General features: G+C 42.4%; 25 protein-coding genes. 8 read left to right on the forward strand and 17 right to left on the reverse strand.

Annotated elements, in window-relative coordinates:
* The first annotated feature begins 28 nt into the window (after positions 1 to 28).
* From OH460_RS09080 to OH460_RS09095, 4 genes are read left to right on the forward strand one after another with little or no spacing between them, the layout of a single operon-like run.
* The gene (locus OH460_RS09080; protein WP_269996823.1) at positions 29 to 454 is read left to right on the forward strand and encodes a hypothetical protein; all 426 of its coding nucleotides are present in this window, start codon (positions 29 to 31) and stop codon (positions 452 to 454) included.
* A 23-nt stretch (positions 455 to 477) separates the two neighbouring features.
* Positions 478 to 714, forward strand: coding sequence for a hypothetical protein (locus tag OH460_RS09085; RefSeq protein WP_269996824.1), 237 nt, complete (start codon positions 478 to 480; stop codon positions 712 to 714).
* A 1-nt stretch (position 715) separates the two neighbouring features.
* Positions 716 to 1153, forward strand: a complete 438-nt coding sequence (locus tag OH460_RS09090; RefSeq protein WP_269996826.1) for a hypothetical protein — start codon at positions 716 to 718, stop codon at positions 1151 to 1153.
* Positions 1150 to 1971, forward strand: coding sequence for a hypothetical protein (locus OH460_RS09095; protein WP_269996828.1), 822 nt, complete (start codon positions 1150 to 1152; stop codon positions 1969 to 1971). The genes OH460_RS09090 and OH460_RS09095 overlap by 4 nt, the downstream gene beginning before the upstream one ends.
* Before the next feature lie 232 nt (positions 1972 to 2203).
* Here OH460_RS09095 and OH460_RS09100 read toward each other — a convergent pair whose 3' ends face one another.
* Entirely contained in the window at positions 2204 to 2458 is a 255-nt protein-coding gene (locus OH460_RS09100; protein ID WP_269996830.1) for a hypothetical protein, read from the reverse strand.
* A gap of 242 nt (positions 2459 to 2700) precedes the next feature.
* On the opposite strand from OH460_RS09100, the gene OH460_RS09105 reads away from it, so the two are divergent.
* The 3 genes from OH460_RS09105 to OH460_RS09115 all read left to right on the forward strand — a co-directional run bounded on the left by OH460_RS09105 (position 2701) and on the right by OH460_RS09115 (position 3977).
* Positions 2701 to 3090 carry a hypothetical protein gene (locus OH460_RS09105; protein ID WP_269996832.1) on the forward strand — a complete coding sequence of 130 codons (390 nt, stop codon included), beginning with the start codon at positions 2701 to 2703 and terminating at the stop codon, positions 3088 to 3090.
* Positions 3091 to 3145: 55 nt separating this feature from the next.
* Positions 3146 to 3508: a hypothetical protein gene (locus OH460_RS09110; RefSeq protein WP_269996834.1), complete on the forward strand. Its 363-nt coding sequence runs from the start codon at positions 3146 to 3148 to the stop codon at positions 3506 to 3508.
* A 205-nt stretch (positions 3509 to 3713) separates the two neighbouring features.
* Positions 3714 to 3977, forward strand: a complete 264-nt coding sequence (locus tag OH460_RS09115) for a hypothetical protein (protein WP_269996836.1) — start codon at positions 3714 to 3716, stop codon at positions 3975 to 3977.
* 117 nt (positions 3978 to 4094) lie between these two features.
* Here the strand turns inward: OH460_RS09115 and OH460_RS09120 are convergent, their stop codons facing one another.
* From OH460_RS09120 to mobI, 16 genes are all read right to left on the reverse strand, one after another.
* Entirely contained in the window at positions 4095 to 5396 is a 1302-nt protein-coding gene (locus OH460_RS09120; protein ID WP_269996838.1) for a ParB N-terminal domain-containing protein, read from the reverse strand.
* Between the two features lie 401 nt (positions 5397 to 5797).
* Positions 5798 to 6508, reverse strand: a complete 711-nt coding sequence (locus OH460_RS09125; RefSeq protein WP_269996840.1) for an HD-GYP domain-containing protein — start codon at positions 6506 to 6508, stop codon at positions 5798 to 5800.
* A gap of 59 nt (positions 6509 to 6567) precedes the next feature.
* Positions 6568 to 9207 (reverse strand): TraC family protein, encoded by a 2640-nt coding sequence (locus OH460_RS09130; RefSeq protein WP_269996842.1) that lies wholly within the window; start codon positions 9205 to 9207, stop codon positions 6568 to 6570.
* 10 nt (positions 9208 to 9217) lie between these two features.
* The gene (locus tag OH460_RS09135; protein ID WP_269996844.1) at positions 9218 to 9940 is read right to left on the reverse strand and encodes a TraV family lipoprotein; all 723 of its coding nucleotides are present in this window, start codon (positions 9938 to 9940) and stop codon (positions 9218 to 9220) included.
* Positions 9937 to 10779 carry a hypothetical protein gene (locus OH460_RS09140; protein WP_269996845.1) on the reverse strand — a complete coding sequence of 281 codons (843 nt, stop codon included), beginning with the start codon at positions 10777 to 10779 and terminating at the stop codon, positions 9937 to 9939. Before OH460_RS09140 ends, OH460_RS09135 begins: the two co-directional genes overlap by 4 nt.
* A complete protein-coding gene (locus OH460_RS09145; RefSeq protein ID WP_269996846.1) occupies positions 10769 to 11341 on the reverse strand; it encodes a hypothetical protein in 573 nt (190 codons plus the stop codon). Before OH460_RS09145 ends, OH460_RS09140 begins: the two co-directional genes overlap by 11 nt.
* 46 nt (positions 11342 to 11387) lie before the next feature.
* Positions 11388 to 13022 (reverse strand): TraB/VirB10 family protein, encoded by a 1635-nt coding sequence (locus tag OH460_RS09150; RefSeq protein ID WP_269996849.1) that lies wholly within the window; start codon positions 13020 to 13022, stop codon positions 11388 to 11390.
* A gap of 13 nt (positions 13023 to 13035) precedes the next feature.
* Positions 13036 to 14325, reverse strand: coding sequence for a type-F conjugative transfer system secretin TraK (locus OH460_RS09155; protein ID WP_269996850.1), 1290 nt, complete (start codon positions 14323 to 14325; stop codon positions 13036 to 13038).
* Positions 14326 to 14346: 21 nt separating this feature from the next.
* Entirely contained in the window at positions 14347 to 15057 is a 711-nt protein-coding gene (locus OH460_RS09160) for a TraE/TraK family type IV conjugative transfer system protein (RefSeq protein WP_269996852.1), read from the reverse strand.
* Between the two features lie 6 nt (positions 15058 to 15063).
* Positions 15064 to 15357, reverse strand: a complete 294-nt coding sequence (traL, locus tag OH460_RS09165; protein WP_269996854.1) for a type IV conjugative transfer system protein TraL — start codon at positions 15355 to 15357, stop codon at positions 15064 to 15066.
* Positions 15358 to 15441: 84 nt separating this feature from the next.
* Positions 15442 to 15831, reverse strand: coding sequence for a hypothetical protein (locus tag OH460_RS09170; protein WP_269996856.1), 390 nt, complete (start codon positions 15829 to 15831; stop codon positions 15442 to 15444).
* Positions 15832 to 16071: 240 nt separating this feature from the next.
* A complete protein-coding gene (locus OH460_RS09175; RefSeq protein ID WP_269996858.1) occupies positions 16072 to 16722 on the reverse strand; it encodes a DUF4400 domain-containing protein in 651 nt (216 codons plus the stop codon).
* Complete coding sequence (gene traD, locus OH460_RS09180) at positions 16722 to 18650, reverse strand: conjugative transfer system coupling protein TraD (RefSeq protein WP_269996860.1); 1929 nt, start codon at positions 18648 to 18650, stop codon at positions 16722 to 16724. Before traD ends, OH460_RS09175 begins: the two co-directional genes overlap by 1 nt.
* A gap of 77 nt (positions 18651 to 18727) precedes the next feature.
* On the reverse strand, positions 18728 to 22864 hold the full coding sequence (locus tag OH460_RS09185) for a TraI domain-containing protein (protein WP_269996862.1): 4137 nt from the start codon (positions 22862 to 22864) through the stop codon (positions 18728 to 18730).
* A gap of 63 nt (positions 22865 to 22927) precedes the next feature.
* Positions 22928 to 24016: a hypothetical protein gene (locus OH460_RS09190; RefSeq protein ID WP_269996864.1), complete on the reverse strand. Its 1089-nt coding sequence runs from the start codon at positions 24014 to 24016 to the stop codon at positions 22928 to 22930.
* Positions 24017 to 24059: 43 nt separating this feature from the next.
* A complete protein-coding gene (mobI, locus tag OH460_RS09195) occupies positions 24060 to 24848 on the reverse strand; it encodes a conjugative transfer protein MobI(A/C) (RefSeq protein ID WP_269996866.1) in 789 nt (262 codons plus the stop codon).
* Between the two features lie 859 nt (positions 24849 to 25707).
* On the opposite strand from mobI, the gene traF reads away from it, so the two are divergent.
* On the forward strand, positions 25708 to 26760 hold the full coding sequence (gene traF, locus OH460_RS09200) for a conjugal transfer protein TraF (RefSeq protein ID WP_269996868.1): 1053 nt from the start codon (positions 25708 to 25710) through the stop codon (positions 26758 to 26760).
* The last annotated feature ends 7 nt before the right edge of the window (positions 26761 to 26767 follow it).

The raw sequence follows: 26767 nt of genomic DNA on the forward strand, positions 1-26767 counted from the left end.
ACATTTCTGCAGACCTACCGAGGATACTATGAGCAAAATTGAAGAACATAAAGATTGTGAGAAAGAAATTCATACCTTGCAAGGTAATGCCAGATTGCACCAATTGTTAACCAAGTTTGGCGTTGCTCAGGTTCAATTGGAAGGTGGAAAGTCTATTGATGTATTCTTAAATACAAAGGGTGATATCCAAGAGGTACAACATCCAAATGCAGCCAAGGTGGTACTGGCGGGGCACCTTGTGAACACTTCATGGAAGTTAAATGAGTGTGTTGATTGGAGTGAAGCCGAAGAACTAGTTGAACTGGTAAAGAGTTTAGAGGAAGAGGTTCAAAAACAAGTTCCTAAAAAGCTCACTGAATTTCTTAATTATTTTCGTGATACCGAGGATTGGGATTCGGCAGTTTGTATTGAATTTGCAGAGTTCTTAAACGACGAACTTAAGTATTTTCTTTAGGAATTAACCAGGAGCCAAATTCGATGAAACATATTTTATATTTAATTCGCTTTGATTTGCTTACCTTGCTCGGTCAAATGCTATCATTCTACGCAGTTCAATCTTCGTTAGAAGACGTTACTAGCACGGCATCCCCGCATTTACTTGGCTGGGCAGCGCTTTGCTTAGGGGCAGGGATGTACTCAAAATGTTTATCGATTAAAACAATTATTGTTGCCGAACTTGGTAACTCTAAGCAATTTCCATACTTGAGGAAATAAAATGGGTAAGACTCAATTAGTCTCGTTCTTTAGTGTTAATGGGGTCGTTTGGAATTTATTCCAGTCACAAACGCTCGGCGGTGTAAGTCGATTTACGTCAAACCATCCGGCCAGAGTCATTGTCGAGGGTGACTTGGTTCATGTGATCGATTCCAATGATGATGGAGACAATACAATTTCGGAAACAGTGAAGTTACATAGTTCGCTGTTAAGTTTGGCCCTTGCGATGGCGAGTTCAAATACTGCACGGGTATCACAAGGCGAACCGGTTACTTTGGAACAAGCTGTATTGGAAGCCCACCAGCAAGTGGCTGACTTCGAGATTATGTGGAAGACAAATAATCAATTTCAACCAGAGGAATACCCAATGCAGTTGCCTTCAGCAAATTCTGGGGCCTGGTTTGAGCAGATCTTCCAACACGAAGTTGGTGACCGATGAGGTTCGACAAGAAAAGAATATTTGAAAGCTTCATTCCGGTTTACTTGCTTTGTATCATACTAGCTGCAGTCTTGTTTGCTTACACGCAGATAGACCAAGTTAGTTGGCGTGATGGAGCTTTATTGCTGAATTTAGTGAGTACATGTTCTGCTGTGCTCTTGGCAGCTTGGATTTCAATTGCTGCGACGGGGCGATTCAACTTAATGTTCAGCGATGCTTTGTACACACGTCACGATGTTGCTACAAAGCTAGTGGTTTATTCACTTATTGCCACAGTCCCTTCTTTAACCTTTGGCATTCTTGTATGCGGAGGCCTTTTCAATAGCTTTATGAGCTTGATGTTTCCACTACTAGTTGCGTTGCTTTTTATAGTAGTTCAAGTCAAGTCGGACCTGCACAAGTATCATTATCAAGATGTCATGCTTATCTATAGGTCGCCCAAGGGTGGCCAAAAGTACGTTGAATTTCATTTGCCAATGGAAACAAACTTTATGATGGCTTATACAGCAAAGCGTGAATGTATTGCCATGTTAACTCCTATTTTAACCCGATTAATCTCAACTGGATTAGGTAATGTTTCGAATGAAACGGATAGGGTTCAGATCCAATCACACCTTTTGTCACCAAAGAAGGTAATTGCAATTACTGATCTAGTTAGAGAACAGTACCCAGATTGGTCTGTAAAAGAGGTGTATAAGGCTCGGCATTGGGCCTCATGTATTGTGTCTGTCTCATTGAGTGCAGTGTTTTTCAAATGGATAATTGCTGTTCCTCAGAATGTAATGATCATGGAAAGAGTTAAATCTGGTGAACGTTAATCTATGTAAAACTCTGTAAGTCGACTGTCAACATAACTCAGTGCTGTTACCGTTAGGGATTGATGGGATTGTGAGAGGTAGTAGTTGTTCCATTCGCCCCAATCCCAAACTTTCATGTTGTTCTTTGGATTGATCTGAACGCTAGATAATTCGACCTATATATCACTCAGATCCCTATCTTTACTAACACCCTCGCCATTCTCACATACCGTTCCCAACAAGAGTTTGGCTTTTACTGCGGCTTTGAGAATCCATTTGAAACCTTCAGCACTACTTTTCTTAACGTTTCGACCTTCAACCAACTCTTTTCCCAAAGTATATTCAGCTCGCCATAACCTTGATTTTCCGCTTTCTCCCACCATTCATTTTCTATTGGGATGTCGCGTTCGAAATACTCGCCTTGATAGATTATTAACCCCAACGTGTTTTGTTCATTGTTCGAATGTACCGTTGGAGGTTTAAGTCCATTCAGTGATCCTATGTTCATTCGAATTCCCATGAAATTTTGTGAGAGGCTATTAAGTATTAGAGGGAGGAGATCGGTTGCTTTGATACGTGATCTAGCGGCCTCAAACTTAGCACAACTAGAATTTCAATCGTGGTATCCTTTAGCCTTGTATCTTGCGCCTATATTGAAGCTTTCCCCTTTCCAAATTGTATTCTAGTGATCGCTTAGTATGTGGTTGATATACGTAGAATGGAGATACATCCACTTTTACGGAGTTACCCATGATGCAAAAAACACTCAACCTTTCAATTAAATACGCAGCTAAAAAGGTTAACCTTAGCTATAAAGAGTTGGCCGTTCAGATTATTCTTCGCACCAAGGATACAGATTCTGGTGAAGCTTCTAGTGAGGCGGTTAGTCTTGCTTCTGCATTAAAGTTAGTAGCCAGTGGTGAAGCGAAAGTTTCAACAAATAGCGAAACAAAAAGGAACTTGAGTAAGGTAACGACAAGCCTGTTCAAAGAAGTACCATTTGGTCCTCGTGTTAAGTTAAATTCAGAAGTGAAGAAACTTGAGTCTGAAAAGGGCGAAGAATTAACTTGGCTTGAAAAATGCGACCTGTACATAGTAGCAACCGGTTCGAAGTGGCACAAAGCAGGTGTACGAATTTAATTCCCATTTATTAGCGGCTTGCAGAGTTTGCGAGCCGAACCTTTGAGGTATTACCATGAAGAGTGTGATCACTCCCATTTTAGTCGCAGCATTAGCATTTAGCACAAGCTCAGTGGCTAATGATTTCTGTACTTACGATCAACAAAACATCGAGATAGGTGAAACGATTACCATCGTTGACCCTTTCCTGGTTAATAAAGCCATCAATTACTATCTTGCAAAAGGCGTTGATCAAGAAGCGGCAGAGAAACGCGCGAGAAGTAGTGATTGGACGGTATTTGTCCTAGAGTGCCAAGAGCAAATACACTTTAAAAGCTCTCATGGTGACGCTAAGGCGGCTTCGATGCTTTCCAAGGGTTCGCCTGTACTTATTCCGTTAGACCATCAGAAGGAATGGATAGACACGCTCTTGCAATAAAACAGGTAGAGTGAGTTACTACATAGTCTAAAATTTGCCTCTTGGCAGATTTTAAAAACACTGAACGCTAACGCTGACGGTGGACTTCTGTTGCTTGTAGACTTTTGGTGATCCATTGAAACGCTAACCTTTTTTGTATAATGTAACTATACAAAGCAAAGAGGGCATCATCATGGATTCAATGAGTTACACATACAGATCAGGAATGGACAGTTCAGCATCATTTTTTTCAATTCAAGATACATTTGAAATTGCTGAAAATTCTAGAAAGGACACAGCGGAGCAAGAGGCTCTTGTTCAGCTTCTGTTAGACGAAGACGAAACGAACCTTGATGTGGACGCTGAACTAATGTGCATTACGTGCTGTTCGGTACACACAGCTTCTGACTTAATGATGAAGCAAGTAGTTACAGATATTGATGAGTGTGTTTGTACTTGTGGTTGTTCTACTTTGTTAAAAATGGGCTAATCCTTTTTTTTAAAACTAATAAAACCCTTTTTTTTAAAAAAACCTTTTTGAATTTCCTTCTTTGTAAAAAAAAACTCCTCAAATTGTGAGGAGTTTTTTTTATTTAAACTTTGAACATTAACCAGCTTTACGAATCTGAGCTACGTTATCAGGAATGTCTACATCAGTTCCTGCTTCTGCCATTTGTTCGATCATGCTTAATAAAAGTTTAGCCGTTGTTGTATCCATTGATTTCATTGCATCATTCATGGCACTTAGGCGCTTATCTGTTACTGTTCCATGAGGTTTAGTTGCAGCAATCGCATTGTTAACTTCTACAGCAAACATTTCTTTTTTCTTTCCAACATTAACAAGGTTAATACTAATGCCGTTGGTGATCTTCTGATTGGTAGCCATTGGCGTTTTAACCAGTTGATCTGCCGCAGAATTTTCATTCGACTTAACATCGACTAAGCCTGATGCAATAAGTTGTGTCTGAACTAACTTAAACACTTCTTTGTTAATAGCGTTGTCGGTGATCTCAACAGCTTTCATTTGGACGTCGACAACGTTGGGTTCGCGATTCTCTTTTTCCGCGCGGACAAGTTCAGCTGCTTGAGCTCGTTCACAACGTTTCTCGTAGTCCATGCGAGCTTTCAATTTCTTTTCTTGCTCTAATTCGTGAGAGATCATATCAACATTAATTTCACTTAATAGTAAATATTCAAATTCACGTACTTTGACGATATCACCGTTTTCAACGGCAGAACTCATAATGTCAGCTACAGCGAAAAGCTTTTTGAAAGAGTCTCGACCAAGGGTAGTAACTCTCATGAATGCGTTCTTAAGCGAATCAGGAAGCGTGTGAGCTCGTACTGCGTCAGAAACTAAACTTTGAGAAAGTTTGTTATCACGGCTGAATTTTCTTAAAGTTTCGAAGTTACCAGATGATTTTAACTCTTCAATCTGTCTGAACCAAATGCCACCCATCTCAATGAATGACATTCCTTCACTCATCGCTAACGCAGTAGCAATCTTTCTGAGATCAGCATCATTGAAGTTACCTTCGATAACTTTCATATGAAGTGGTGCACCGATTTCTTCAGTCGCACTCTTACGTCTTGAACCATCAAGAATGAGATATTTATCTTCATGCTTGTAGGCCCAAACAGGCATTAGCTGCGTGTTTTCTTTAATGTTCTTTGCAAGTTGAGAGATCTGAATACGACTAACACTTGCGAGTAAGCGGGGATTGAAAGGAGAAATACGAACATTCACCTTTACCTGATCAGGTTCGAGTGTAATGTCTTTGAAGCGCACGTTCTTTTTACCAGCGATTGAGCGAACTTCGCCTTCTAGATGGCGCTTCATGTCGTTGTGGCTACGACCACGATGAGAATTGTCACCGCGTGTGCCACTTGGTCTTTGTTGTGAATTCATATTTTTGCCCTCGGCTGCTCAAGCTTTTTGTTACAAGAGCCTTCCTTAAGGATAGGAGATCATTAAGGGAATTATTAATTATCAACGTATTAAACTACGTGGAAGTTAAATTTTTATTAAAACTTTTTTGTAATCATTATCAGCTTTTTCTCACTGAAAATTCCGTTTCTCGCTGAATGATATGCTTGGTTCGACGTATCATTTTGTTACAGCTAACACAGTTAAAAGTTATTATCTATATAACTTAGAACTTTTGCAATCGTTTATATTTACATTTGTGCATCAGAGTGGTTGTCATTCACAATAAATATGAACAAGCAAGCATATGAACACTGAAGCCCATATACTTACTATAGTACGTATTCTACGACATGTAGTGTCAGAGGAAGTTCAAGATAAAGTTATTTTCTTTCCATAATCGTTCGAATTTGCTGTTTTGACTTAACCAGTGAATCAACAATTATTGGGTCAAATAGTACGCCGTGAAGCTTGATGATCTGTTCATATGCATCTTCGAACTCATAGGCGTCACTATAGGGTGATTTTGTCATTAGTCCATCTAATACATCGATAACGCGCATCAAACGTCCGACAAATGGAATGTTGGTGCCAGAAGTGTTATCAGGGTATCCGTTTTGCCCATTATAATTTTCATGATGTGATCTAATACACTCTCTCATAATCGTGACAAAAAGGTTTCCGTCTAAAGCGAGCTGTGAAAAAACTTCCAAATCCGGTCGAGTAGTATGTTCTTTCATTATAATGAGTTCAGGTTCGCTCAAGGCCGAGGGCTTGGTGAGGATCTGTACTGGTACTGTTGCTTTACCCAGGTCGTGTAAGCCGCAGCTTTGTATTAGGTATTTTTTCACATTTTTGGAAGACTTGAATAGCATCTGATCATCAAGGCAAAGGTTTTGGTAGTTCAAATTGTCTAAAAGGATACTGGCGATCTGGGTACAGCGATAGTTGTGGCCACTTATGGAGTCACTAATGTTTACTTCGCTAAATGAAGCAAAGTTAAACAGTAATGAAAAAACTGTTGATTCAATTTGCTCAAGCGCGCGTGTGTCGGTTGTATTGATACCAATACCTAGAATTTCTTGTTTTTCCATTGTTATCTCAATATAAAACTTAGCCCTATATCTTTTATGACTAGGGCTATTTATTGTAGTTAGTGGATAGCGTTGATTCGACTAACGATATCATTGCCAGTCATCTTGGTTTTCTTGGCTGCTGCCACATTTCTCGATCCGTGACCTTCGTTCTCCAGAGTCATTTCAATAGCTTGTCGGATCATCAGGCCTGATTTTCGGAACTTATCGATCATCTTCAATTCATCCGGGTCGGTGGTAAACATAAGCTGCTGATATCGAGGAACATATAATCGAACGACTTGTGCACCTGAACTCCCACGGATATAAATCTCTGAGTACTCGCCCTTTCGGGTGTGAAGAGACTTAAGTAATTCAAACTCTTGGTCACCGCCTGCGAACTTGCCTGTTGCTTTAGCTTGTTCAACTTGCTCCGGCTCTTGGCGTAAAAGAACTTTCCATTGTGAGTTAGCTATGATCGCTTCACCTACTGAGGACTTGTAGTAATCCATAAGCGATTGGCTAATTGCTATACCTGATGCGTTATATTTTCTGAACCGACGCCAGCCCGCCTCAAGGAACGATTTAATGTGCTCTGAACCGCCATCATCGTCTGAAAGGAACTCCCAGGCTTCATCCAAGCCGAAGACCTTCCTCTTCTCTTTTCCTGTAAGGAACATTTCATGTTGAATTGATGCGATACACTGAAGTAGTACCGCGCGCTGAAGAACCTTCTTCGCTTTAAGTTCTTCTAGCTCAAAAACGATAAAGTGACCGTCAAAGTCAATAGGTGGTTTGTCATCTCTGAAGTATTCACCATAATCGCCTTCTGCAGTCCAACGGGTTAGCTGTACACCCAAGTCCTTGATACGTTTGTCTTCGTGAGCGTCACAACTTGCCTTAACATCATCAATGCGCCCATTGTTTCCTTTATCAAACCAGATCGCCGTGATGATGTTTGTTAGTGTCGACTTTTGGTACTGACACAAGGCTGACTCTGGAGCTGCCATATAACTGACAAGTGAGATCAGCATATCTGCTTGACCTTCAGAACCACCAAATTCGTGAATAGTTTTGAAAGGGTTTAGTGAGTATTGGAAATTGTCGTCAAAGACAACAAATCGGCCACCAGCCATTTCTACTATTTTTTCGTAACTTCGACCTACGTCGATAACGAATACTCGGCCTCCGTCATGAACCGATGTGGAGTGAAGTGGCCTGTTAGGATCTTCACTATCATAAAATAATCCTTGAGGGTTCCGTTCGCTCCCCGATGATAAGATATTTGTGAATAGGCCGTTTACCCAGAATGACTTACCAGAACCTGAAGCCGCCGCAACTGCAATATTGAAGTTACCATCCGAGGTAAATGGGTCCCACATGAATAATTGACCTTCACGCGTCACCATTGGGTATATTGGCTTTTTAAAACCATTACCCTTCCATGCCGATACAATAGGGCATAGATGTTTAAGAACGTTACTTGGAAAAACAGAGAATCGATTCAGTTTTTTCATTGAGTCGAGAGATAGGCCTCCCGGTAATGCTGCCTTAAAAAATGGCATACAGAAGTAGTTATCTTCCTGAAGCGCCCAACCGGTTCTTGCACCGTGTGAGGCCACCAGCTGTGCTACTCGTTCACCGTCAGATCGATTATCACAAAACAACATGATTTGAAGATATGCGTTGGTGATCTGCGCATTGTACTTCTCGATCTGCTGGTGCATGGTGTCATAGTCTTCTTTCTGCCATACAATCTTTTCAACCCACTTCGCAAATACAGTGGAGGCCATATGGCTCATGTATGTGCGGTTCTTAGTGAACTTATCTTTAGCCGATAATTGGTTAGGGTAGTGAATGTTTAGAGTCATGAAGAACGGACACTTGATACCACTTTGACCTTTTTGCCAATCAACGACAAGGCTATAGAGCTGTCCAAAAGTCATAGTTCGAGGATAGTGCTTAACAGAAAGGAACTTGACGAACTTTCCTTCTTTCTTCATTGAGTCATCTTCGGTATTCCCAAGTTCGATACCGTCTTGGTGCACTTTGATTTGACGACCCTGATCAAGTATTTGATCGCGAACTAATTTTGAAGCATCGTGACGACCGGGATGTTTGCGCCATGAAGCGTTTGGCCCCCAGTTATGCATCACTTTCATTCTGTGTAAGAAATCTGCTGAATTCATCGTATGAGGCTGCAAATGTATCGCCTCTAGAGTCCCTTTCAACGCGGTTTGCTTTCGCAAGAAAACATCCAGCTCTTTCGAGCTCGGGTTCATCTCGCGCAAAGGAAGTGTCATGGTTACCCAAACTTCAAAATCTCGAATAACCACTTCCCCTCTTTCTGTAAGAGGGTCCATTGTTTTATTGGTAAGGAATTCAACATTATCCCGTGCCACACCATCTAGAAGATCTGATATCTCTGGGTCTTTATTTCTGTGGCCGCGGTTTTGCTCATATGCGTCAAGCATCCAACGTATGTCTGGAGAGGCAAACATAGACATTTGAACGAACATGTCTGTTGGGAAATCGTTTTTAAAGAGATCTTCCAATGCATTCTGAACTTCTTGGTTTACACCATTAAGTGGCTGGCAAACGAAGGTACACATGAGTGCACCATCGTCTAAGAGAAAGCCTTCAACTTCAGGTATGTATTGTAGGTATGGTAGAGAGTCACCCCATAAGTTGGGCATGACATCCATTATGTTTTTGCTCATGAAGACCTACTTATTTCTCATATGGATTAGGGTAAGTTAACTTTGGTGTTTCATTCGGGATGATTCCCTCAAAGTCATACTCTTTAGGGTTTGGTCTCGTTTTAACACCCATACCTGAATTGTCATCTGGGGTATCAAGTCCGGTATTTGTTATTGAGCGTGAAGTGGCGCGAACTGATGTAGGGGTTATACGGTTTGTGTTTTCGTTAGCTTTAGTGCCGATTGTCCAAGTGCGTTTTTCTACCTCTGCAAATACTTGAGGAGGGAAGTTCAGACGATCACTTTCATCAACATAAGAGGCAACCGTGACTCGCAAGATTCCTGGTGCTTCACGGACTGCTAAAGGGTCAGGGGAGGGTAGGTGAAGACGTTCCTCTTGAAATCTTCCGTAAGCGGCTGCACGCTCTTCTGCAGATGCCGGTTCATTAACTGGTTGTTCAAGTTGTTCATTGTTGCTGTATAAAGATGAACTGTCACCTTGCTGGCTGGTGGATGAGCGTAAGCGAGCAGGATCGTTCTTTTCTGCTTCTCTACGGACTTCTGCTGCCGTCATACCTTCAAGATTGGCATGAGTATCTGTTGCGGCCCATACTTCTCTAGCCGTTACACATTCAACGCCATATTGACCGTCAACGCTACATTCTGGCGGTTCTTCGCCAATCTGGAATGCTGAACAGCCACCAAGAACTGTCGTTGCTGCGAGTGCGATAGTTAGTTTAGTTAGTTTGCTCATTGTTTATTCCAATTTGGGTCTGTTAGGTCTCTAGAATGACTAGGGTTTACGGGAGTTAGTGTTACGAATTCATTGATATCTTCAGGTACACCATTGTTCGTCGCCCCGTTCTTGTTTACGAAGTAAGGGAAACTAAAGATGTTGTACATTCTGGCAATGGCTAGACCCGCCATCATGTGCTTCTTATTGCAAGTTGCGTGTTGGTCTAAGTAAGTGTCTTTCTCGCCGTATTTAGGGAATTCAAGGTTTGAAAGCCTTTCTTTGGCCAACTTACGATCCTTAGCGCAAAACAAGTGGGCACCTGTGTTTATTTGCTTGGGATCGTGGCTACCAATAAGCACGATGTCGATTCTCAGTTTGTCTTTGTTTTCATTCAGCATGTTCGCAATATTGATGGTGTCGTTGTTTTTAACCATCGGCATGAAAATGACTAAATCTGCTTGAGGCTTTTCTAATCCATAGCTGAAAATAGGCACATTGTTTGAACTCAGTTTTTCAGTATCGATGAGCCATACATCATTCAACTCATCTACCGTCGTGATTTCTTGCCCACGAATGATGTCGAATAGGTTGTTTGCATAGAAAGCGTAACGAAAACCGGCATCCATGATCATGAATTGACCTGTTTTCAGCTTGATAGCAAATAACCCGGCATTGGAGGGCAGAGTTGCTAACCATTCGGCCCCTGAAGCCACAGGTGAAAAGAATTCTGATTGTTTCGCGTTCTTAGATGAGCTAATTGCTTTTAAAAAAGGATCAACGGTTTCATTTGAAAAAGCGCTTGAAGAGGCCATAAGGGTTAGCGCGAGACTCATGGAAGATACTAATTTACTCTTCATTCTTTGCATCCTCCATGTAACGGCTTGGGCTTACGTTTATGAACTCCAAGTTACCGCGGCCACCAATGACGGCAGTACTATCGATAATCGTTATGCCTTTAGCGTTATAGCTTTGGATCGTTGAATCCATAATCTTTGAGATAGCTTGACCCGTTGGATCGACTTCTCTCCAAGCCTTAACCGTATCCTCGAAGCTCATGATCGCGAATTTTTGGGGTGCTTCTTCTTTCGTCTCGACGCGTTGAATTTCGGAATGTAACCACACGATGTCACTTTGCAATGATGTGATCTGATGATTCTGAACCATCGCGAATATCGTCAATGCGCCTACAAGTAAGTAATTGAAATTTAATTTAGAAAGTAAGCTGCCGCCGTCTTTTGAGTCTTTCCCAGATTTCGTTTCCTCAGACTTAACCTCGTTATTTGTTTCTACATTTGTAGACTCTTCAGGTTGAGATTCATTGGTTGTCTCTGGTACTGCAGTCGATTCATCAACAACTGTATCTTTGGTTTGGTCAACTTCATTCGAATCATTAGAATTTGCATCATTTGGAACTGACATTTGAATACCTATTGGATTAGCCCCTACTTGCATAGGGGCGTACTAATTATTTGACTGTTTCAGAAGATTTGTTGAAATCGAGCTTTGACATCGAAGTAACTAGGAAGTCAACTTCGATACCCGGGTTAACAAGTAATGTCGGTTGCATCTTGTCCGCAAGAGACATGTAGTAGTCTGCTAGTCGGGTTAGAGCTTCCCCGGCGCCGCCGAGTGCAGCTGAACCAGTAAGTTGTGCTAAATCACCACCTGATATTGCGTAAACCCCGTCTTCGCTATTAACTTCAAGTGAGGTTTGGCTGAAAATATCCGTTAAGCCTTGTAGGAAGCCCGCCATTGCGGTTTTAGCTAGCATTTCAGTGTTTCTTGAAATCAACTTCGCTGGGACGCCAGTGATACCATCAGGGCCTGTTGCTGTAGCTTTAAGAGAGTCTTCAGTAGCTGTACCATCATCTCGGATACAAGTGATAGACGCAGCGCGGAAATTAACACGAATTGACTCTACAGCCGCTTTCGAAGCTGCAACAATCACACACTCAACGACTTCATCAGATACAAAGAAGTTAGGCATAATAGCCTCTTTCTTAATGCGAAATAGTGCTGGCATCGGCTCAGTTGCAGATGATGCGGCAGTAGGGACGTACATACCATTGATTAGCGTTCCTGACAGTACTGAGCCTGCGGTTAGTGGAACAATATTCGAGGCAAATACTTCCTTAGCACGCTCTTCTTCAGCTTTTGCTTCTTCTGACTCTCGATCCATTTTACGTTTGGCATAAAGTTCAGCTTTCTTTGCAGCTAATTGAGTGAAAACGTCATTGACAGGTGCATCACTTGTTGACCCAACGGCTAATGCTTGCATTGATGCTTGGTTGTTCATATCGAGAGTCTGCCCCGAAGCCACTCTGTAGTTACCAGTACCGTTCATAATGCGCAGACCAGCTTGCTTAGTCGTTCTGCCCGCAGTTCTTCGAGTACCAGTAACAAAGCTAGCTGCTTGCTGAGGTTTCCCGTCAGGGCCGATAATTACCGTAGGATTTACTGCTGCTGGTGGAGTTACATTCTCAGTCTTGGTTAATACAAGGTCTTTGGGTATCTTAACGCCTTTTATTATGCCGTTCGGATCTTCACCATTGATGAGTGCATTGACGAGTTTCTGTGCTTGCTGTCGACTGTCTATTTCTTGCTGCTTTAGTTTGGAATTAGTTGTTTGCTTAACATCACGTAGAGTTTGAGAATGAGATAGGTGCATCTGCTCCATTTCATTATCTTTATCCGATATCTCTTGAGTGATTTGAATTTCACGTTGTTCAATGTCGCGCTCGCGAATTTTCATCTCTTCTTCCATAGCTTTCACTAGGTCTTGAGATTCCATTGCATCAAGCTTGTCAGCACCGGATTCAGAGAAGATCGATTTTGGTCGTTTATGCCTTTCGTCTCCTGTTAAATCATCGACCGCAAACTCCAAGCTGTTTTTTACTCCTCTTGTGTCTGGACGAACACGAGTTTCAGGAAGGAATGTAGATAGATAGTACGCCAGTGCAAGGGCAATACCGCCAACTAGGAATTTACGCTTTCTTGGGTCAGCCCAGAATGAGTCTTCTTTGTATTCACGCTCTGCAGTACTGGCCAGAATTCTAGATGCCTGTTCCTTCAGATATGAGATAGGGTCTACTTTTTTCATGATCAGCCCTTAATTAATGCGTAACAGATGGACGTTTACGAGTTTGCTCTTTTAAGAACTTTTGTTTGAAGTTCTTATCGCGCAAAACGTACACCTCTGTGCTTTCGCCAGGGGCTAGGTGTGACTTCTTGTATGTAGCAGCGGCATAAACACCGGGCTTGATACAGTACTCATCCTCAACTGAACGGTAACCATTGATGTCGTTTGTTATTTTAACGATATCGATGATCTCTCTACTCGATTCGAGCTGCATTACCGTTTCATGATGCATGGCTAGTTTTGAACTGTCGCACGGGTACTTATCGGCTAATGGAACGTTCACATTCAAGCTGAAGCCTTTTGGCATATCTTCTTTTGCCACTTCTACTAACAAGTCGACAATTCGAGATACATAAGGGGCGTTCCCTTTATTCAGTTTTGTATCGCCACGTTCAAGTGCTTTCTCGATTTCTGCTAGTTCCGCCTCGGCAGCCTTACGTTCGGCCTCTGCTTTATCGTGAATGGCTTTACGTTTATTCCTCATTTCAGGCGTCATCTTTACATTGACGGTAGCCATAATTTGAGGAACAGGAGCAGGAAGAAGAAGAATATTCACTTGAGATTCAGGCACGCCAGATTCACCAACAAGAATCCCGACAGGTTCGTTGAGATCCGTTGGAGTTACGTAAAGATCACCGCCTTCAATGATCAACGGCATTGTGATGTTTGTAGTACGAACATCAAGCTCTTCAAAGTTGAAGCTTATCTTGTTCGGTTGGGCCAAACCTACTGTGATGGAGGTTGGTTCACCAGGGGAAAGATTGAGTTCTGGTTGAGCCGAGAAGATCTCCATTGCCTTATCTAACAGTACGTTACCTGTGCCAGTGGTACTTGCTTGTGTTGATGCAACAGTCGCTTGGCCATTTGAATTAACGTTGGAGTCAAATTTTGGAAACGGGCTAATTTCATCCCCTGACGCGACGGTAACAGTCTCTGTTTGTGACACAGCTGGAGCATACTTAACTTGCGTTCCATTCTGTTGTTCATAATTCTGAGACATTTTCTGCAATCGCCCGCGTTGATCTACCACAGGCATTTCACCAGTTTTAAGTACTTGATTTCCAACAGGAAGATTATCTGAGGTTGCTTTGAGGATAGCAGCGTCCAGAGCTTGTCTTTCCGCTTCAGAGATCTCTCGTTTTATGTTTTCAGATTGCGCAGCCGGAGCAGTAAACATGTCTGGTAGGTTTGCTTCAGCGAGCACGGCACCAGATGAAAGAATGATGCTCGAAACCGCTAAAGAAACTAAAGTTTTTTTAAGCATTGTAATGTACTACTTTATTGATTAGTGGATGACAACATCGCCCTTCGGCGCTTCGTCTGGATTCATGTTCAAGCCTTCATTTTGAATCTGCTTAGAACGAGTTCGTGTATTAGGTGAACCACCGTATTGCTGTAGGTGAACGATTTTTGGGAAACCATTCTCAGCGACGATCTTTACTTCGAAAGTCCACAGTTCTGATGAAGTTTTACCTGTACGTATGGAAGTTGTTTCCTTTTCACCAGTAACCCAGACTATTTTGGTCTTCGGGTCGAACGAAACATCGGTTGCACCGAACTTCTCTTCAATCTTTCTTATGTTTAGACGCGATAACTGTTGCTTCATTTCCCTTTGAACAACGTCCCACGCTTGCTCGGGGATCATCTTCCGAATGACTTTGGTCGTAAGATCCATGCGTGAAGGGCTGATGTTGCCAATTTTTTCGGCGACAAAGACTCCCCAAGCTGTTTGATAAGATTCCGAAACTTGAGTACCACGCATAGAAATTTCTTCAACAAAGTTTGGCGGGGTAACAATTTGAGTGATCAGTCGTTTATTCACTTCACTTACTAACATCAAGTTTGCCAGTGACAGCGTGAGTACAGCTCCAGATAGAATGATGCTTGTGTTGATCGCGGTGTTGTATCGTTTTAATGCTGGTATTTTCTGGAGAATGTTTGAACGAATCTTTTCGATTGGATTCAGTTTCTCTTTAGGTTCTGTTTTGTCGGTCATAATAATCTACTGGTAGAAACGTCGAGTAATGGGGTCAGGGAGGTATTTGGTTACCATCGTGGGGAATACCCCTTGGAACCATAAGTAGTGTTTTACGTAGCCCGGCGGAAAGTTCTTGCCCAGCTTGATTTGAATTAGTGTTAGCGCGCCACCAGCCATTAGGCCGTAGTTAGTAGCATTCATTACAATCCCGATCATTCCCATTACCGCTACCGGAGCTACTTCAGTAACTGAAAACGGCCCAACCATCTTAGGTTCGTTAACGCGGAACGGAATTTCGTCTTGGTTTGGTCCCAGCATTTCTTATGTCCCTTAAAAAAAAGAAAGGTGATCAGATAGCCGATATAAATACCGATATCATGACCACCTTCTTTTCGAAAATTCTTACTTCCCGGCGACTTGCATTAGCATGTCAAGTGCAGGTACTGCATCAAATGAAGCTACAAGCGCCGCATCGATAAGGTCTGTAATGTTCGAAAGAACAAGTAGACCACCAACACAAGCTAAGAAGTACATGCCGTTAGGTGCAACAACTGAGAAGTAGATACCACCAAGGATCATAATGATCATTAGGATACGGCCACCGTTACCAGTTGCTAGGGCTTGTAATTCGTTCCATGCACTATCTAGAGAGTCATCTAATACTGTCGAGTTACCAGTTTGAGCAAGAGCGTATTGGCAAGCGAAGAACGCTACCGCAACAACAAACATGATAAGTGCATTTTTTAGTGACGCTGGAGATACTTCAAAATCAGCTTTTAGTAAGGCTGTCATGATTTTTTCCTTATTTTTTTCGAGATCGTTTTGCACACGAAGAAAAGAAGGTAATTTTCCTAATACTTAGATTACTTTGTGTGCGTTGAGTGCCAAAAGACGGCAAACCACCACATTACTTCAGATACAACTACGCCTGGAATTGTAGGTGCGTCAAAAAGTTAAAACTTAACAGTTATGGTGTGCTGTGTAATATTTCTAGTGGTGATCAGCTTCATTATAAAGGCATCTTTATTCGTATTACAATGTTTTAGTTACATGCGTGATCGTGTTTTTCGCGATGAAGGCCATAATTATGAGAACTATTGGTGGATAGAACTGGCCAAAGCCCGTTGAAAACGGCAAAAGCATGTATAAATTAAGCATGAACCCGAAGAAGAAGAATGAGCGTAACCAAATTTGCTGTTTTACCGCAGAAGCTTGTTTGAACTCATACATCTTAATTTTTCGAATGTTGTAGCCCTCATAAATAACCGCTGCTACAAATGGCAAAATGGTGATCCCCCAATACTGCAGCAGCGAAAGCCTGAAAAATACCTGATAGAGCATAAGAAGGGCTTTATCACCTAGGCCGTCAAATGTTTTCTTAAGCCAGTTAGCTTCATCTGTCTTAGAGATAAAGTCTTCGACACTAGAGTCTGAATTGACTGTTCTCTCAGGGATATACTGTGTAGCGAGCTCAAATAGGTACTTAGCCCTAGAGATCACGCCATCTGTATTCTCTGACCCTATCACTTCACGGGTTTTCTCTACCTCGATATTTACGCGAGTTACGTAAGTACTGACATCCATAGCAAATATCACCCAGCCGAAAGCCGCTATTGCTAGGGCGATCATAGCTCGGTGCTTGAGCGTATACTCTTTGCTTTCACTTTCTATACTAACGGCCATTATGCGACTCCCGCTAATTTCTTAAACAATCGCTCTTTGATAGGGGGCTTTCTAACTTTAAGTTCTTCTGTGAGAATGGGTATGCGAAGTTTGTACTTTTTCCCATCCTGCATTCGAGCGATACATTGTAGGGTAGGCATATTACCCTGCGCTCCTGGAGGGAAGGACACAACCTTTTCTTGGCTTATTGTCTCGGTAAAGGTCGTCGCTGCGTCACCTATGAGTGAGGAACTACCACCAGCTCTATCGCCCTTTGCGTACCCAATGGATTGAACGTTCACTTCATCAAAGTTTGAGGCAATGTATTCCTTGGTTTTAATATCGGCAACGCGAAGAGCAAATAGATTAGAGGCTAGACCTAGCACCCGGTTCGCTGTTGCTGCATCTGTTTTAGCCTCAAGGTCATTGGCTGTTTGCGTGCTTAAATAGACCTCAAACTTGGCGCCGCGTCCAACTGCCATTAAATCAATTAACTTCTCGTTCAGTGCTGCGTGTGCCTCATCGACGAATAGAGATACGCGGCGTCCCTCGCCACCATCTTGATCGTATCGGCGTGACGCAACGGATGATATTGCAGATAGAATCAGTTTGGCGATGTTACCAGATAGCTTTGAATCGCCCATTGAATTCAGTGAGATGTATAGGCATCCGCCACTTGATAGCATCTCTTCAAGGTTGAGTATTTTCCCTTCTATAGAGTGTTCGAGTTCGTCACTCAACTTGGGTGACAGCAACTTATCTAATGGGGAGGCCGTTAATTGGTCAAACAATGGGTCTGTCGAAGCCAGCATTTTCGAACGGTGAGATCTATCGTGGTTAACAAAGTCGATAATTAGGCTAACCGGGTCCACGCGCTTGCCGGGCGGTACCTTCTTATTATCTAAGTAGTATTCGATCATTGCCGTAAGTGAGCCATTTTCACCGCCCTCTGACTTCATATTTGACCGTTTGTTAATGAATACTTGCTCGCCACCAAAGAAATCAATGTAAAACTTGGTTAAGCAACTCTCAGCTAATTCATTATAGTCGTATCTTAGGTACCGGGAAACAGAGGTGATCTGAGCTGGTATGGATACGTAGTGCATGGCTTGTACGATTTGGTTAATACATTTCCAAGCAAACTCTTTAAACGAGTCTGAATCATCGGCTGCAGTCGATTTGGTAACATCCATAATACGAGATGGGATGTCGGTATCTTTGTCGTAGTCTTTAAGTACATCGATACGAACTGACTTAGATGCGTTTGAAGTAGAGAAGTCGTAGAAGGGCACTCCCATGATCTCACATTCTCGCTCCATTCTCTCTTTCCAATCGGGATCAGGTTTAGGGTCCACGATGATATTGAAGTTCTGTCGATTAAGCGTTCCTGTGGAAAGCATATTCAAGAGCGTTGTTTTACCAGTACCGGGCAAACCTAGGATGATAGTATGGCCATACAAAGCACTAGCCATAATGTCTATCTCTCGCTCCTCGCCAATACCATGAATGTACGGGCGCCCGCCAAGTATTTCTGTTTCTTCTGCTGCACCTTTTTCAAATATCTTGGGTAAGTGCAGTTCGCTAAGGTCTGAACTCATTGAGTTTATACGTTCGTAGAGAGCTGCATGTTCCGGCCCCCACTCAAAACCCTTACCTAGATATACGCGATCTGGGTTATCCAAATTGAAGGCTCTAAGTTCAGCAAGCGATTTTCGCCAGAAGTAGTTATTCTTGAGTCGCTGCTTCTGTTTGATGCGCGGAGTTGCTTTAGCAGCGTACTTAGCTGCAATACTGAGCGCAACGGCTGACAACGCGTAAGGAGCTAACCCTATGCCGTTAGACATGGCCAGCGTTGCTATTGCTGCTGAGGCATAACCAGAACTGATGTAGAATTCAAATTCTGGTCGAAAGAGGTCTTTAGTATCACTAACACCGCGTAAGTGCTGCATGTTCAAATCCCTAGTAGTGAGTAAAAAAGGGAAGGGCACTGGTATACGAACCAGAGCCCTCGTTTAAAAGGTTATGACTATTTAATTTCGTAGCCTACTGTTGCTATGTTGCTATTCCCTGCGAATTGGCTCCACATAGATGTAGGTATGTTTTGTAGCACTTCGTCACTGGTTGATTGAACGACTTTCATCGTAGACTTTTTTGTCTCGATGTAACGGCTACATTGAACTAAGAAGTCGGAAAGGAGAATCTCTGTAGTTCCATCCCTGTTCAACTTGTTTGATGGTGCAGTAAACACCTCCCCAGAGCGCAGAGCATTGAACGTCATGATAGTGATGCTTTTGACTGCAGGAGTCTCTTTCTGAATCCATTCCATATTAGCGTGCACATCAATGGCTATAAATTGGCGATTTTCATCTTCTAGCGCGCTATTGCTGAGCTGCTCTTTTAAAGCTGGGTTACTCAACGCCTTAATCAATGCCGCCTGAACTTGGTCTTCAATTGACTGGTTTGAGTGATCAGGGTTTTTATCAACTGTATCGATCGATGATGTCTCTTTGTTCGGAGTATGCTCTCCTTCTGATGAGGTCGGAGTGGGCTGCTTACCCTCGGCCTCTACAAGCTCACCCGCTTCACTGTTCACCCCATGAACAGGCACTTTTGACTCTGAATTTGTGATGCTTGATTCGGGATCAGCTTGCTGGTGGCTGTTCACTTCTTGCGAGGTGTTCACCCCATGAACAGGGTTTGGCGCGTCCTCTTTTTGAACGCTGTTCACCCCATGAACAGGTGTCGCGTTTGTGCCCGCACACTGAACAACATCAATATCTGACTGGATTAGCTCATTACTTTTGGGAGTAGCTTCTGGTTCGTCTCCCATTTTTTGTAGGGCACCCGCGCCTGCCGTGTTCGAGATTAAACTTTCACTCTGCGATCTAGATTTATCCTCAACCAAATCGTTACCTAACAAGACGTCTACATTAATAAACGCATTACGAGCGTCTACTTTATCCAATAAACCCACGGACTTAAGATCTTCATGAGTGTAACCCAAGTTCTTAATCGTTGCGTTGAACATTGGCTTTGGAATTCTGCCCGACTTGAACTTTGCCTCGATTGTCAGATTACCTAGCACCTGATTACGAATTCTTTCTAGTATTGATGATCTTGGATGATCATCCTCTCTATCGTTTGCCCGTGGGGTAGGGTTAGGGGATACACTGTCTGAATGAGAGTCCTTATGTTCAACTGACTTGGCTTTCATGTTTGCTTTAGCGCGTTTACGGACCTCAGTCATGGATATTTTACCTTCAGATGCGTCGGTTTGATTCCCTGAATTGGCTATATCGGTATCGATGTTAGAAAGCTGAGTAGAAACATTAGACTGTGAGGTAGCATTCTCTGTCTGTGATTCATCTATGGTTCCACCATCTGTCGTACTTATGGCCCCATCAACATGGTCTAGTACTTTATCAACGAATGATTGCTTTAGTTTAAGTACACGGCTGTTGCGACGTTCAACATGATCCCCATTCATAGCCCAATCACCTCGCCCTGCGCGTTCAGCATTGTCAGTAAAAAATGGGGCTTTGAATAGCATGATTTGTAATGTGCGTTTTTCAAAGACTTCTCGGTTAACCTTGCTGATTTGAATCCACTCGCCAAACAACTTGGTGTGAATGTCGGGTTCTTCTGCTGGTGGCTGTGAATCAACAAATGGCTCAACTGTTTTATTCGATACTGGTTCACTATTGCCAACAGATACCTCACCATGCGAGGTGTCATTATTAGGTAGAGAGTAGATATCGTGATAATTGTTGTCATCCGGTTCCGCCATGTCATGAGTCGGCATGTCTTGGTATGAATCTAACGGAACCTGTTCGTAATTGTCTGGCATGCTAGCAACTGTTGGTCCGTTATCATCGCTATGCTCTTGTACCAAACCACTTTGACTGACGAAAGTTGCGCTTTTGTTCTGTCGGTTATCTAAGTTAACTTCTTCCGAGGTAGTTTGATCAACTCCAGCCATGAGTGAGTCAGGTGCATCGTAAACTTTATCTTTGGGAATGATTGCAGTTGGCTGATCAAGGGCAAAAACATCGACCTTTCCTGGATTGCTTGGTGCGCGACTCTTAGATTGGCTCTGTGCCGCTTTTTTAGCTTGTTTACGTTGGTTTTCTTGTGTGTGACCGTTATCTCTTGGAGGCATGCCTTCAGATTGCCTTTGAGAGACCACAGGAGCACCATGAGCCCTATTCACTTGTTGCTGTGGTGAGTTGGTCACTTCACTGGCACTAACTCCTTGAGAGCCGCTGGTGGCCGTATTTGAGTTAACATTTGAGGGCGACTGTGAATCTGAAGACGCACATTGTTTTACTTCTGAGGCTTTCTCACCCGCCATAGCATCTGGGTCATCATCGGAGATGACGGTGTTGATTTTCTGTACGACATTGAATTTGGCTTCAGGATCGAGAATCTCACCGATTCCAGGTTCCGGTGCCGTTTCTGAAGAACGATCGTTTTTATGTTCGATTACTTCATTGTCACCAATGAACTCTAATGATTTGTCCATCGTCAGGCTCAAGACACCAGTACTTGAAGCAGGTAGATCCTTATTGCCAAAAAGAAGTGTTGCATGCTCAAGCACTACTACCGCGCAAAACCCAGAATCACGCTCATAAGAGATTACATCCTCTTTGGACTTCTTATCGCGCTTTAATACTTGCTTTGTTGGTGCGAACCGAGGCAGAAAGTTGTCATTGCTCACCTTGCGAATGAAGTTTGCTGAACTTAATTGCTTACCAAGTTCCATAGCTGAATAGTTTAGGATGGCCTTTGTATCTGGCGACTTATTGATTACGGCCTGTTTGAGTTGATTCAAAGCTTCTGGGTATCGCAACATGACATAGCCACTAACAACAAACACATTCTTCATAAAGTTTGGTTGTTCGGTCATGTACGGTAATTCACGCATCATCAGTTCTGAGATACTGGCGTTTCTGTTGTTAAGATGGAAATCACTTCGAATTTTCTTGTATGACAGGTGCACGGAAAGCTTCTCACCTTCTTCAAGAGCTTTCATCAAGTACTCATCACCTTTCTTGCCAGATAGGATAGAGCTCACCTGCTCATAAAGACCAAAGCCCGGATCTGGTGATGACGTTAAATAGTGACGGCACTCTGGCGTCAAAAGTTTCTCAAGAAGAGCACCGCCCATACCTTCATGACGTTTGAAGCGCCCAACACCACTTAAGTATTTGGACGCATCATTCATGTCGATGTAGTAACGAACGATCTTTTTCTCTACACAGAATTCATTTAAAGAGGCGAGCATTGGATTCCAACGAAAGGTTTGCCCGTTCGCGTCTTCGCAAACAACGATCATATCTGTAATCGCCTTGCCCACATCATGCAGTAGTCCAATAACCCAAGCTGCATATTTCCATCGCGGTTTTCTTTGAGCTTCATAGTCATTGAGACCAATTGGCGTTAAATCCCAATGCCGAGCGTATTTCAATGCGACACTTGCCACTTCAAGGGAGTGTTTAAGCAAGCCGCCAGGCCAGTTGTGGTGATGAGATTCTGATGCAGGTAACTTTCCAATATAGTCAGCTAAATTCAAAACTAACTGTCTGAACATTGTGTCGAAGTTGTAGTAAAGATCGCGTTCAAGTTTGCCTTGTCTTACATCGACTGCGGGCAAGTCATGCTCTACTTGTCTCCAGTCCTTTGCCAGCATTAAGTCCGTTTCAATGTAGTCCTTCTCAGCTCTAAGAAGGGCTTTCTTGTTCAGTAATACTCGGATCGCCGATCGAACTTGTTTTATAAGGGGGAGTTTATCCAAAAACGTGTTGGCTGATGAGTTCACGCTGGTGGATTGACCGATATTGATAGTCTTAAAGACTTCTCGATTGGTTAGACGAATTTGTTCTTTACCATTACGAGCGTTAAAGCTCATATGTCGGTTTTGAATTTCCTCAATCTCTTTCGCCTCAGGCATACCACACTCGCTTTGAAGCGAGCGCATATATTTAACGAGTTCCGGTTCATCTAATAGGTCAATAGATGAAACGGGGACAATTCCTGAACGGGTCTGACCTTGTTCATATAAAACCCCAGATTGTTTCTTCAGCTCTGGAGTAAAAAACACATCATTGGAAGTGATGTTCGTGTCGGCCTGCTCTTCTGTATTGCTATTAGATTCGATATTCATCTGGTCATTCTGCTAAGTGAAAAAAAAGGCGGCTAAGACGCCGCCATTTTTGATCAACCATAATTACGCGGATTCACTATTATCAGAAGCATCCGATGGTTTGGCTGGCTCTGCTTCTAGATCGTCATCATCACCAACTACGCTTGAAATTCGAGTGCGGTAGTTTGCTTGGATCGTTTTGAATTGATCTAGTCGAATTGGTGAGTCCCGATCTCTACGAGTTCGGATTTTAGAAAGGAATTGCAGCGCTCTGAAGGTCTCACGAACAGCATCTAGAACTTCCTTCTTGAGTTGTTCTACATCTCCCTCAAGAGCTCCTGTTAAACCGATTTTTTCAATCTGGTGAAGAGCTTTATCAGCATCACCAAGCATCACAATGTAATCCCAGAAGAAAGGATTCAAAAACACAAGCTTAAATGAAACTGGGTCCGACATTGTTACCGCATCGAGACGCATTTTAATGCGCTCATCCGATTCGGTGATGATTTGGATCATCTCAAGATTTCGCTCACTAACTTCCTTTACAACCGCAATCGACTCTTTGGTGAAACCAGTAAAGAGTTCTTGGTAACCAGCTACTCGAGAAGTAGCTTGAATGAAAGGAATAACATCAGAAGCCGCGATCATGATGTTTTGTACCTCTGACGTCATGTAACGAGCCAGAGAGTATGAGCGCAGAGTGATGGTTGTATTAATTGAACTAAACTGTTGTGCTTTATCGTTTTCTACCACTGACGACTTCGAGGCCATGGAGGCTAAGAGGCGTTGCGTTTGTTGTTGTGCTTTCCCACGCTGACTGTTGTGTCGGCGTTCATTTCGGTTGTTGTTAGTAACAGCTTTTTCTTGCTCTTTAGCTTGTTTGGCGCTTGGTTTGCTTTGATTACTCTTGGTACCACTATTTTCTGAGCTATTCTTGGTGGTTTTTGCAATTGGTTTGGACGGTTTATCTGTCTCGGATGCTTGATCAACTTTGGTTTTTGGTTTTCTCGATTTCTTTTTCACATTTTCTTCCACTGCTGCTGGTGGATTGCTTGTGTTGGGCTTGTCTGAGCCTGCATCGAGTATTTCTTTGGTACCAGTATTATCTGGCTGGATTGGCAGCTCAGAGTTTTCAATATCCCTTACTTCAGGGGCTGCGGATAATTCCGTCATCGATAAGTCCTCTAAATATCAATATTTATTCTGCAGATTCACTTTATATGTTTCGCATATACATATGTTTGACGTCAGGATCTATGTTGTACGAAATCAGTGTTTCTGAGTCGGTTTCTATCAACAATTCTGCAAACTCGGGTGTAATGGCATTGATATCATCATGAGCCTTTTTAAGAGCTTCTGACGCCGCCATCAATGGATCTGCATAAGTAGATTGATTCTGTGAAGAACTAATAGGATCTTGAACTTCATTCGGAATGTCAATTAATTTGTTGAGTTCGCTGTTAATACTTGTGATTTCTTTGGCAGCTATCTGTAATTTGTAGGCCAGCACTCTGTAATGAGCAAGTTCCTTTTCAGTCTTTAACACAAAGGATTTTTGCCACTCAGCCATAGGGTCGAACTTGAATTTCGAAGGGTGATAGTAGCTTGGCATTAAGTTACTGCTACTTTCGTTCATTTGAACATGCTCTGTAGCTGCCTTGGCATTAGAAGTTCCTGATCTAGTAAACATGTACAAAGAGCGCGACCAGGTTAGTCTGAGTGCTTCACCATCAATCTGTTCTCCGCAACGAACCATAGGCCGATACACAATAAATGTTGATTTCAGAAATTGTTCCGCAGGAAGCTTTGCTACGGAAGAGTTCTGTCGGTGCTTCAGCTTTTCAACTTCATACTTCATTGTTTCCCAGTAATCACTTTTGATACGGTGTACTTGCTTGTGAATCTCGACCCAATGTTCATTCAATGAAAGCAGCATAGGAGGGACAACTTTTATCAACCCAGGTACTTCGTGTTCATCAAGATCTATTTTACGTTTTCTACCCATTATTATTTCCGATTTTTGGACCTAACATTCATTGCCTAATTGAGATCATTTTTAGTTACGCAATTAAGGTTGATCTTCTGCCATCATTTCTAATAGAAAAATGCACCAGTTTCCGGGCACAACTAAGAGGCAAAATAATGATCATTTTTCTCTTGCTAGATCTGCGCTTTAATTTGGGATCATTTTTATGAATCCAGGTAATTCCAGAGAAGTATTGTGTCATCAAACTTAGTATCGAGTTTCAAAGGTGCGTGAAGGTTCTCTTGTTATCGAGGATCTAAACCTACTTTGAGGTGATCAAAGTTGTGGCCCATCCCAAAGGATGCCGTTAAAAGCACTAGGCCCTCAATGGTGAGTTCAAAGGATCTCCGTTTTTGTAAATCAACTATAGCTGATTGAGTATTTTTCTGGAAGTGAATTTGCCCCTTGCTTATGTTCTAGGCCCCTTGGTGGGTAGGTTTATGTATTTTTATGGAGAAATGAAAGCTGTCTGCTAGAGGATTGGAGTTATATCTTATTATAAAGGTACTTTAAAATTAAGGTCAGCGTAAAGGTACGGTTATTTTAAAGATTCCCTGCGCAGGGAAGGTTATCTCCCTCTTTTAAAATATCTGTACCATTATAATGGTCCAGTAATTAATAGTACCATTATAAGGGTACTGTAATAGCTTTAAACTATCGTGTTTGCTAAGTTTTATTATCAAGTTCAACGGCTGTTCATGGGATGAACACGTAGATGGTTATGTCAATTTGTATGCTCTATCCCTTAAAATTGATTTATTGATTCTTTATTGTGATCTAGCTTTTTGCTAAAATCTTTAATTGCCTAACCCCATATTTTATTTACCGGAGCTCTAGCATGAGTCACGTTTTCAAGCGTGCTGCTCTCTCGGGTCTAATTGCATGTATTTTTTCGCAGCTTGGAACAGCCTCAGAAGAGGCTCATAATTTCCAACAGGATTACAGTCCTGAAGGTTGGTATTTTTACCACGATCCAATCGTTGCTGAAGAGCCTAAATTAGAACCAGAAATCGTAGCATCAAAACCTGAAGAAAAAACTGAAGAAAAACCCGAAGAAAAAGCAGAAGAAACGAAGGTAGAAATCACATCAGAGTGGTTGCGAATTAACCTTCCCCTCTTGCTAGATGAAGCTCAAGATAATCCATCATATGAAAACGTTCGTCGATACATGTATGCACAGCGTATTGCTATCGATAGAGCAACTCAATTTGCAACCTTTTATGGTCAAGTTTCTCAAAGAGAAGAGGCGCTCAATGAAAACTTAAGACGTCCTATTGCTGGCAATCAGTTATTGGCAATGTCTAGAGAAATCACACGCGCCAGAAAGGAGATTGTGGAAAGCAAGGGCGAAGAATTCGGTATTATGTTTTTTCTTTCCAGTACATGTTCTTACTGCGCGGCGATGACTAAGGAACTAGATACGATTCGTAGGAAATATCCGAAGCTTGATGTCCTTCCAGTTTCTATCGATGGCGCCCCCTTAAGAGGTAATCCCAAATGGGCTGCTGAGACCGTTTTTGATGATGGAACTCTAACGTCAATAATGCCTGTTGATGTGACCCCAACTTTTTACATGATCAACAAGCGCACAGGTGAAGCTGCAAAGATGTCGAATAACTACCTCTCATCTGATCAATTTGAAGTGATGATGTTTGAGGTAATGCGTGTGACTAATGTAATAACTGAGAATGAATATCAAAGTTCCAAACATGTAAAGGACATCTTGCTTATTCCTGACGCTGGCGAACAGCCAATGACTGTAGATGAAGAAGAACTTTACGATAATCCTGACTACTTATCTGACAAGCTAAGGAAAACTTTTGAGGACAAATATCTAGGTCCAGATAGAGATTTTGATATCCCTGGCGCTGTCTTACCAAATCAAAAATAACTGGAGA

Source organism: Vibrio sp. Makdt, from assembly GCF_027587015.1.
In the GTDB taxonomy this organism is placed as follows: Bacteria; Pseudomonadota; Gammaproteobacteria; order Enterobacterales; family Vibrionaceae; genus Vibrio; species Vibrio chagasii_B.

Bases quoted from the DNA above. Each gene is read 5' to 3' on its own strand.
- OH460_RS09080 (WP_269996823.1), top strand. From the start codon at position 29: ATGAGCAAAATTGAAGAACATAAAGATTGTGAGAAAGAAATTCATACC.
- OH460_RS09085 (WP_269996824.1), top strand. From the start codon at position 478: ATGAAACATATTTTATATTTAATTCGCTTTGATTTGCTTACCTTGCTC.
- OH460_RS09090 (WP_269996826.1), top strand. From the start codon at position 716: ATGGGTAAGACTCAATTAGTCTCGTTCTTTAGTGTTAATGGGGTCGTT.
- OH460_RS09095 (WP_269996828.1), top strand. From the start codon at position 1,150: ATGAGGTTCGACAAGAAAAGAATATTTGAAAGCTTCATTCCGGTTTAC.
- OH460_RS09100 (WP_269996830.1), bottom strand. From the start codon at position 2,458: ATGAACATAGGATCACTGAATGGACTTAAACCTCCAACGGTACATTCG.
- OH460_RS09105 (WP_269996832.1), top strand. From the start codon at position 2,701: ATGATGCAAAAAACACTCAACCTTTCAATTAAATACGCAGCTAAAAAG.
- OH460_RS09110 (WP_269996834.1), top strand. From the start codon at position 3,146: ATGAAGAGTGTGATCACTCCCATTTTAGTCGCAGCATTAGCATTTAGC.
- OH460_RS09115 (WP_269996836.1), top strand. From the start codon at position 3,714: ATGGACAGTTCAGCATCATTTTTTTCAATTCAAGATACATTTGAAATT.
- OH460_RS09120 (WP_269996838.1), bottom strand. From the start codon at position 5,396: ATGAATTCACAACAAAGACCAAGTGGCACACGCGGTGACAATTCTCAT.
- OH460_RS09125 (WP_269996840.1), bottom strand. From the start codon at position 6,508: ATGGAAAAACAAGAAATTCTAGGTATTGGTATCAATACAACCGACACA.
- OH460_RS09130 (WP_269996842.1), bottom strand. From the start codon at position 9,207: ATGAGCAAAAACATAATGGATGTCATGCCCAACTTATGGGGTGACTCT.
- OH460_RS09135 (WP_269996844.1), bottom strand. From the start codon at position 9,940: ATGAGCAAACTAACTAAACTAACTATCGCACTCGCAGCAACGACAGTT.
- OH460_RS09140 (WP_269996845.1), bottom strand. From the start codon at position 10,779: ATGAAGAGTAAATTAGTATCTTCCATGAGTCTCGCGCTAACCCTTATG.
- OH460_RS09145 (WP_269996846.1), bottom strand. From the start codon at position 11,341: ATGTCAGTTCCAAATGATGCAAATTCTAATGATTCGAATGAAGTTGAC.
- OH460_RS09150 (WP_269996849.1), bottom strand. From the start codon at position 13,022: ATGAAAAAAGTAGACCCTATCTCATATCTGAAGGAACAGGCATCTAGA.
- OH460_RS09155 (WP_269996850.1), bottom strand. From the start codon at position 14,325: ATGCTTAAAAAAACTTTAGTTTCTTTAGCGGTTTCGAGCATCATTCTT.
- OH460_RS09160 (WP_269996852.1), bottom strand. From the start codon at position 15,057: ATGACCGACAAAACAGAACCTAAAGAGAAACTGAATCCAATCGAAAAG.
- traL (WP_269996854.1), bottom strand. From the start codon at position 15,357: ATGCTGGGACCAAACCAAGACGAAATTCCGTTCCGCGTTAACGAACCT.
- OH460_RS09170 (WP_269996856.1), bottom strand. From the start codon at position 15,831: ATGACAGCCTTACTAAAAGCTGATTTTGAAGTATCTCCAGCGTCACTA.
- OH460_RS09175 (WP_269996858.1), bottom strand. From the start codon at position 16,722: ATGGCCGTTAGTATAGAAAGTGAAAGCAAAGAGTATACGCTCAAGCAC.
- traD (WP_269996860.1), bottom strand. From the start codon at position 18,650: ATGCAGCACTTACGCGGTGTTAGTGATACTAAAGACCTCTTTCGACCA.
- OH460_RS09185 (WP_269996862.1), bottom strand. From the start codon at position 22,864: ATGAATATCGAATCTAATAGCAATACAGAAGAGCAGGCCGACACGAAC.
- OH460_RS09190 (WP_269996864.1), bottom strand. From the start codon at position 24,016: ATGACGGAATTATCCGCAGCCCCTGAAGTAAGGGATATTGAAAACTCT.
- mobI (WP_269996866.1), bottom strand. From the start codon at position 24,848: ATGGGTAGAAAACGTAAAATAGATCTTGATGAACACGAAGTACCTGGG.
- traF (WP_269996868.1), top strand. From the start codon at position 25,708: ATGAGTCACGTTTTCAAGCGTGCTGCTCTCTCGGGTCTAATTGCATGT.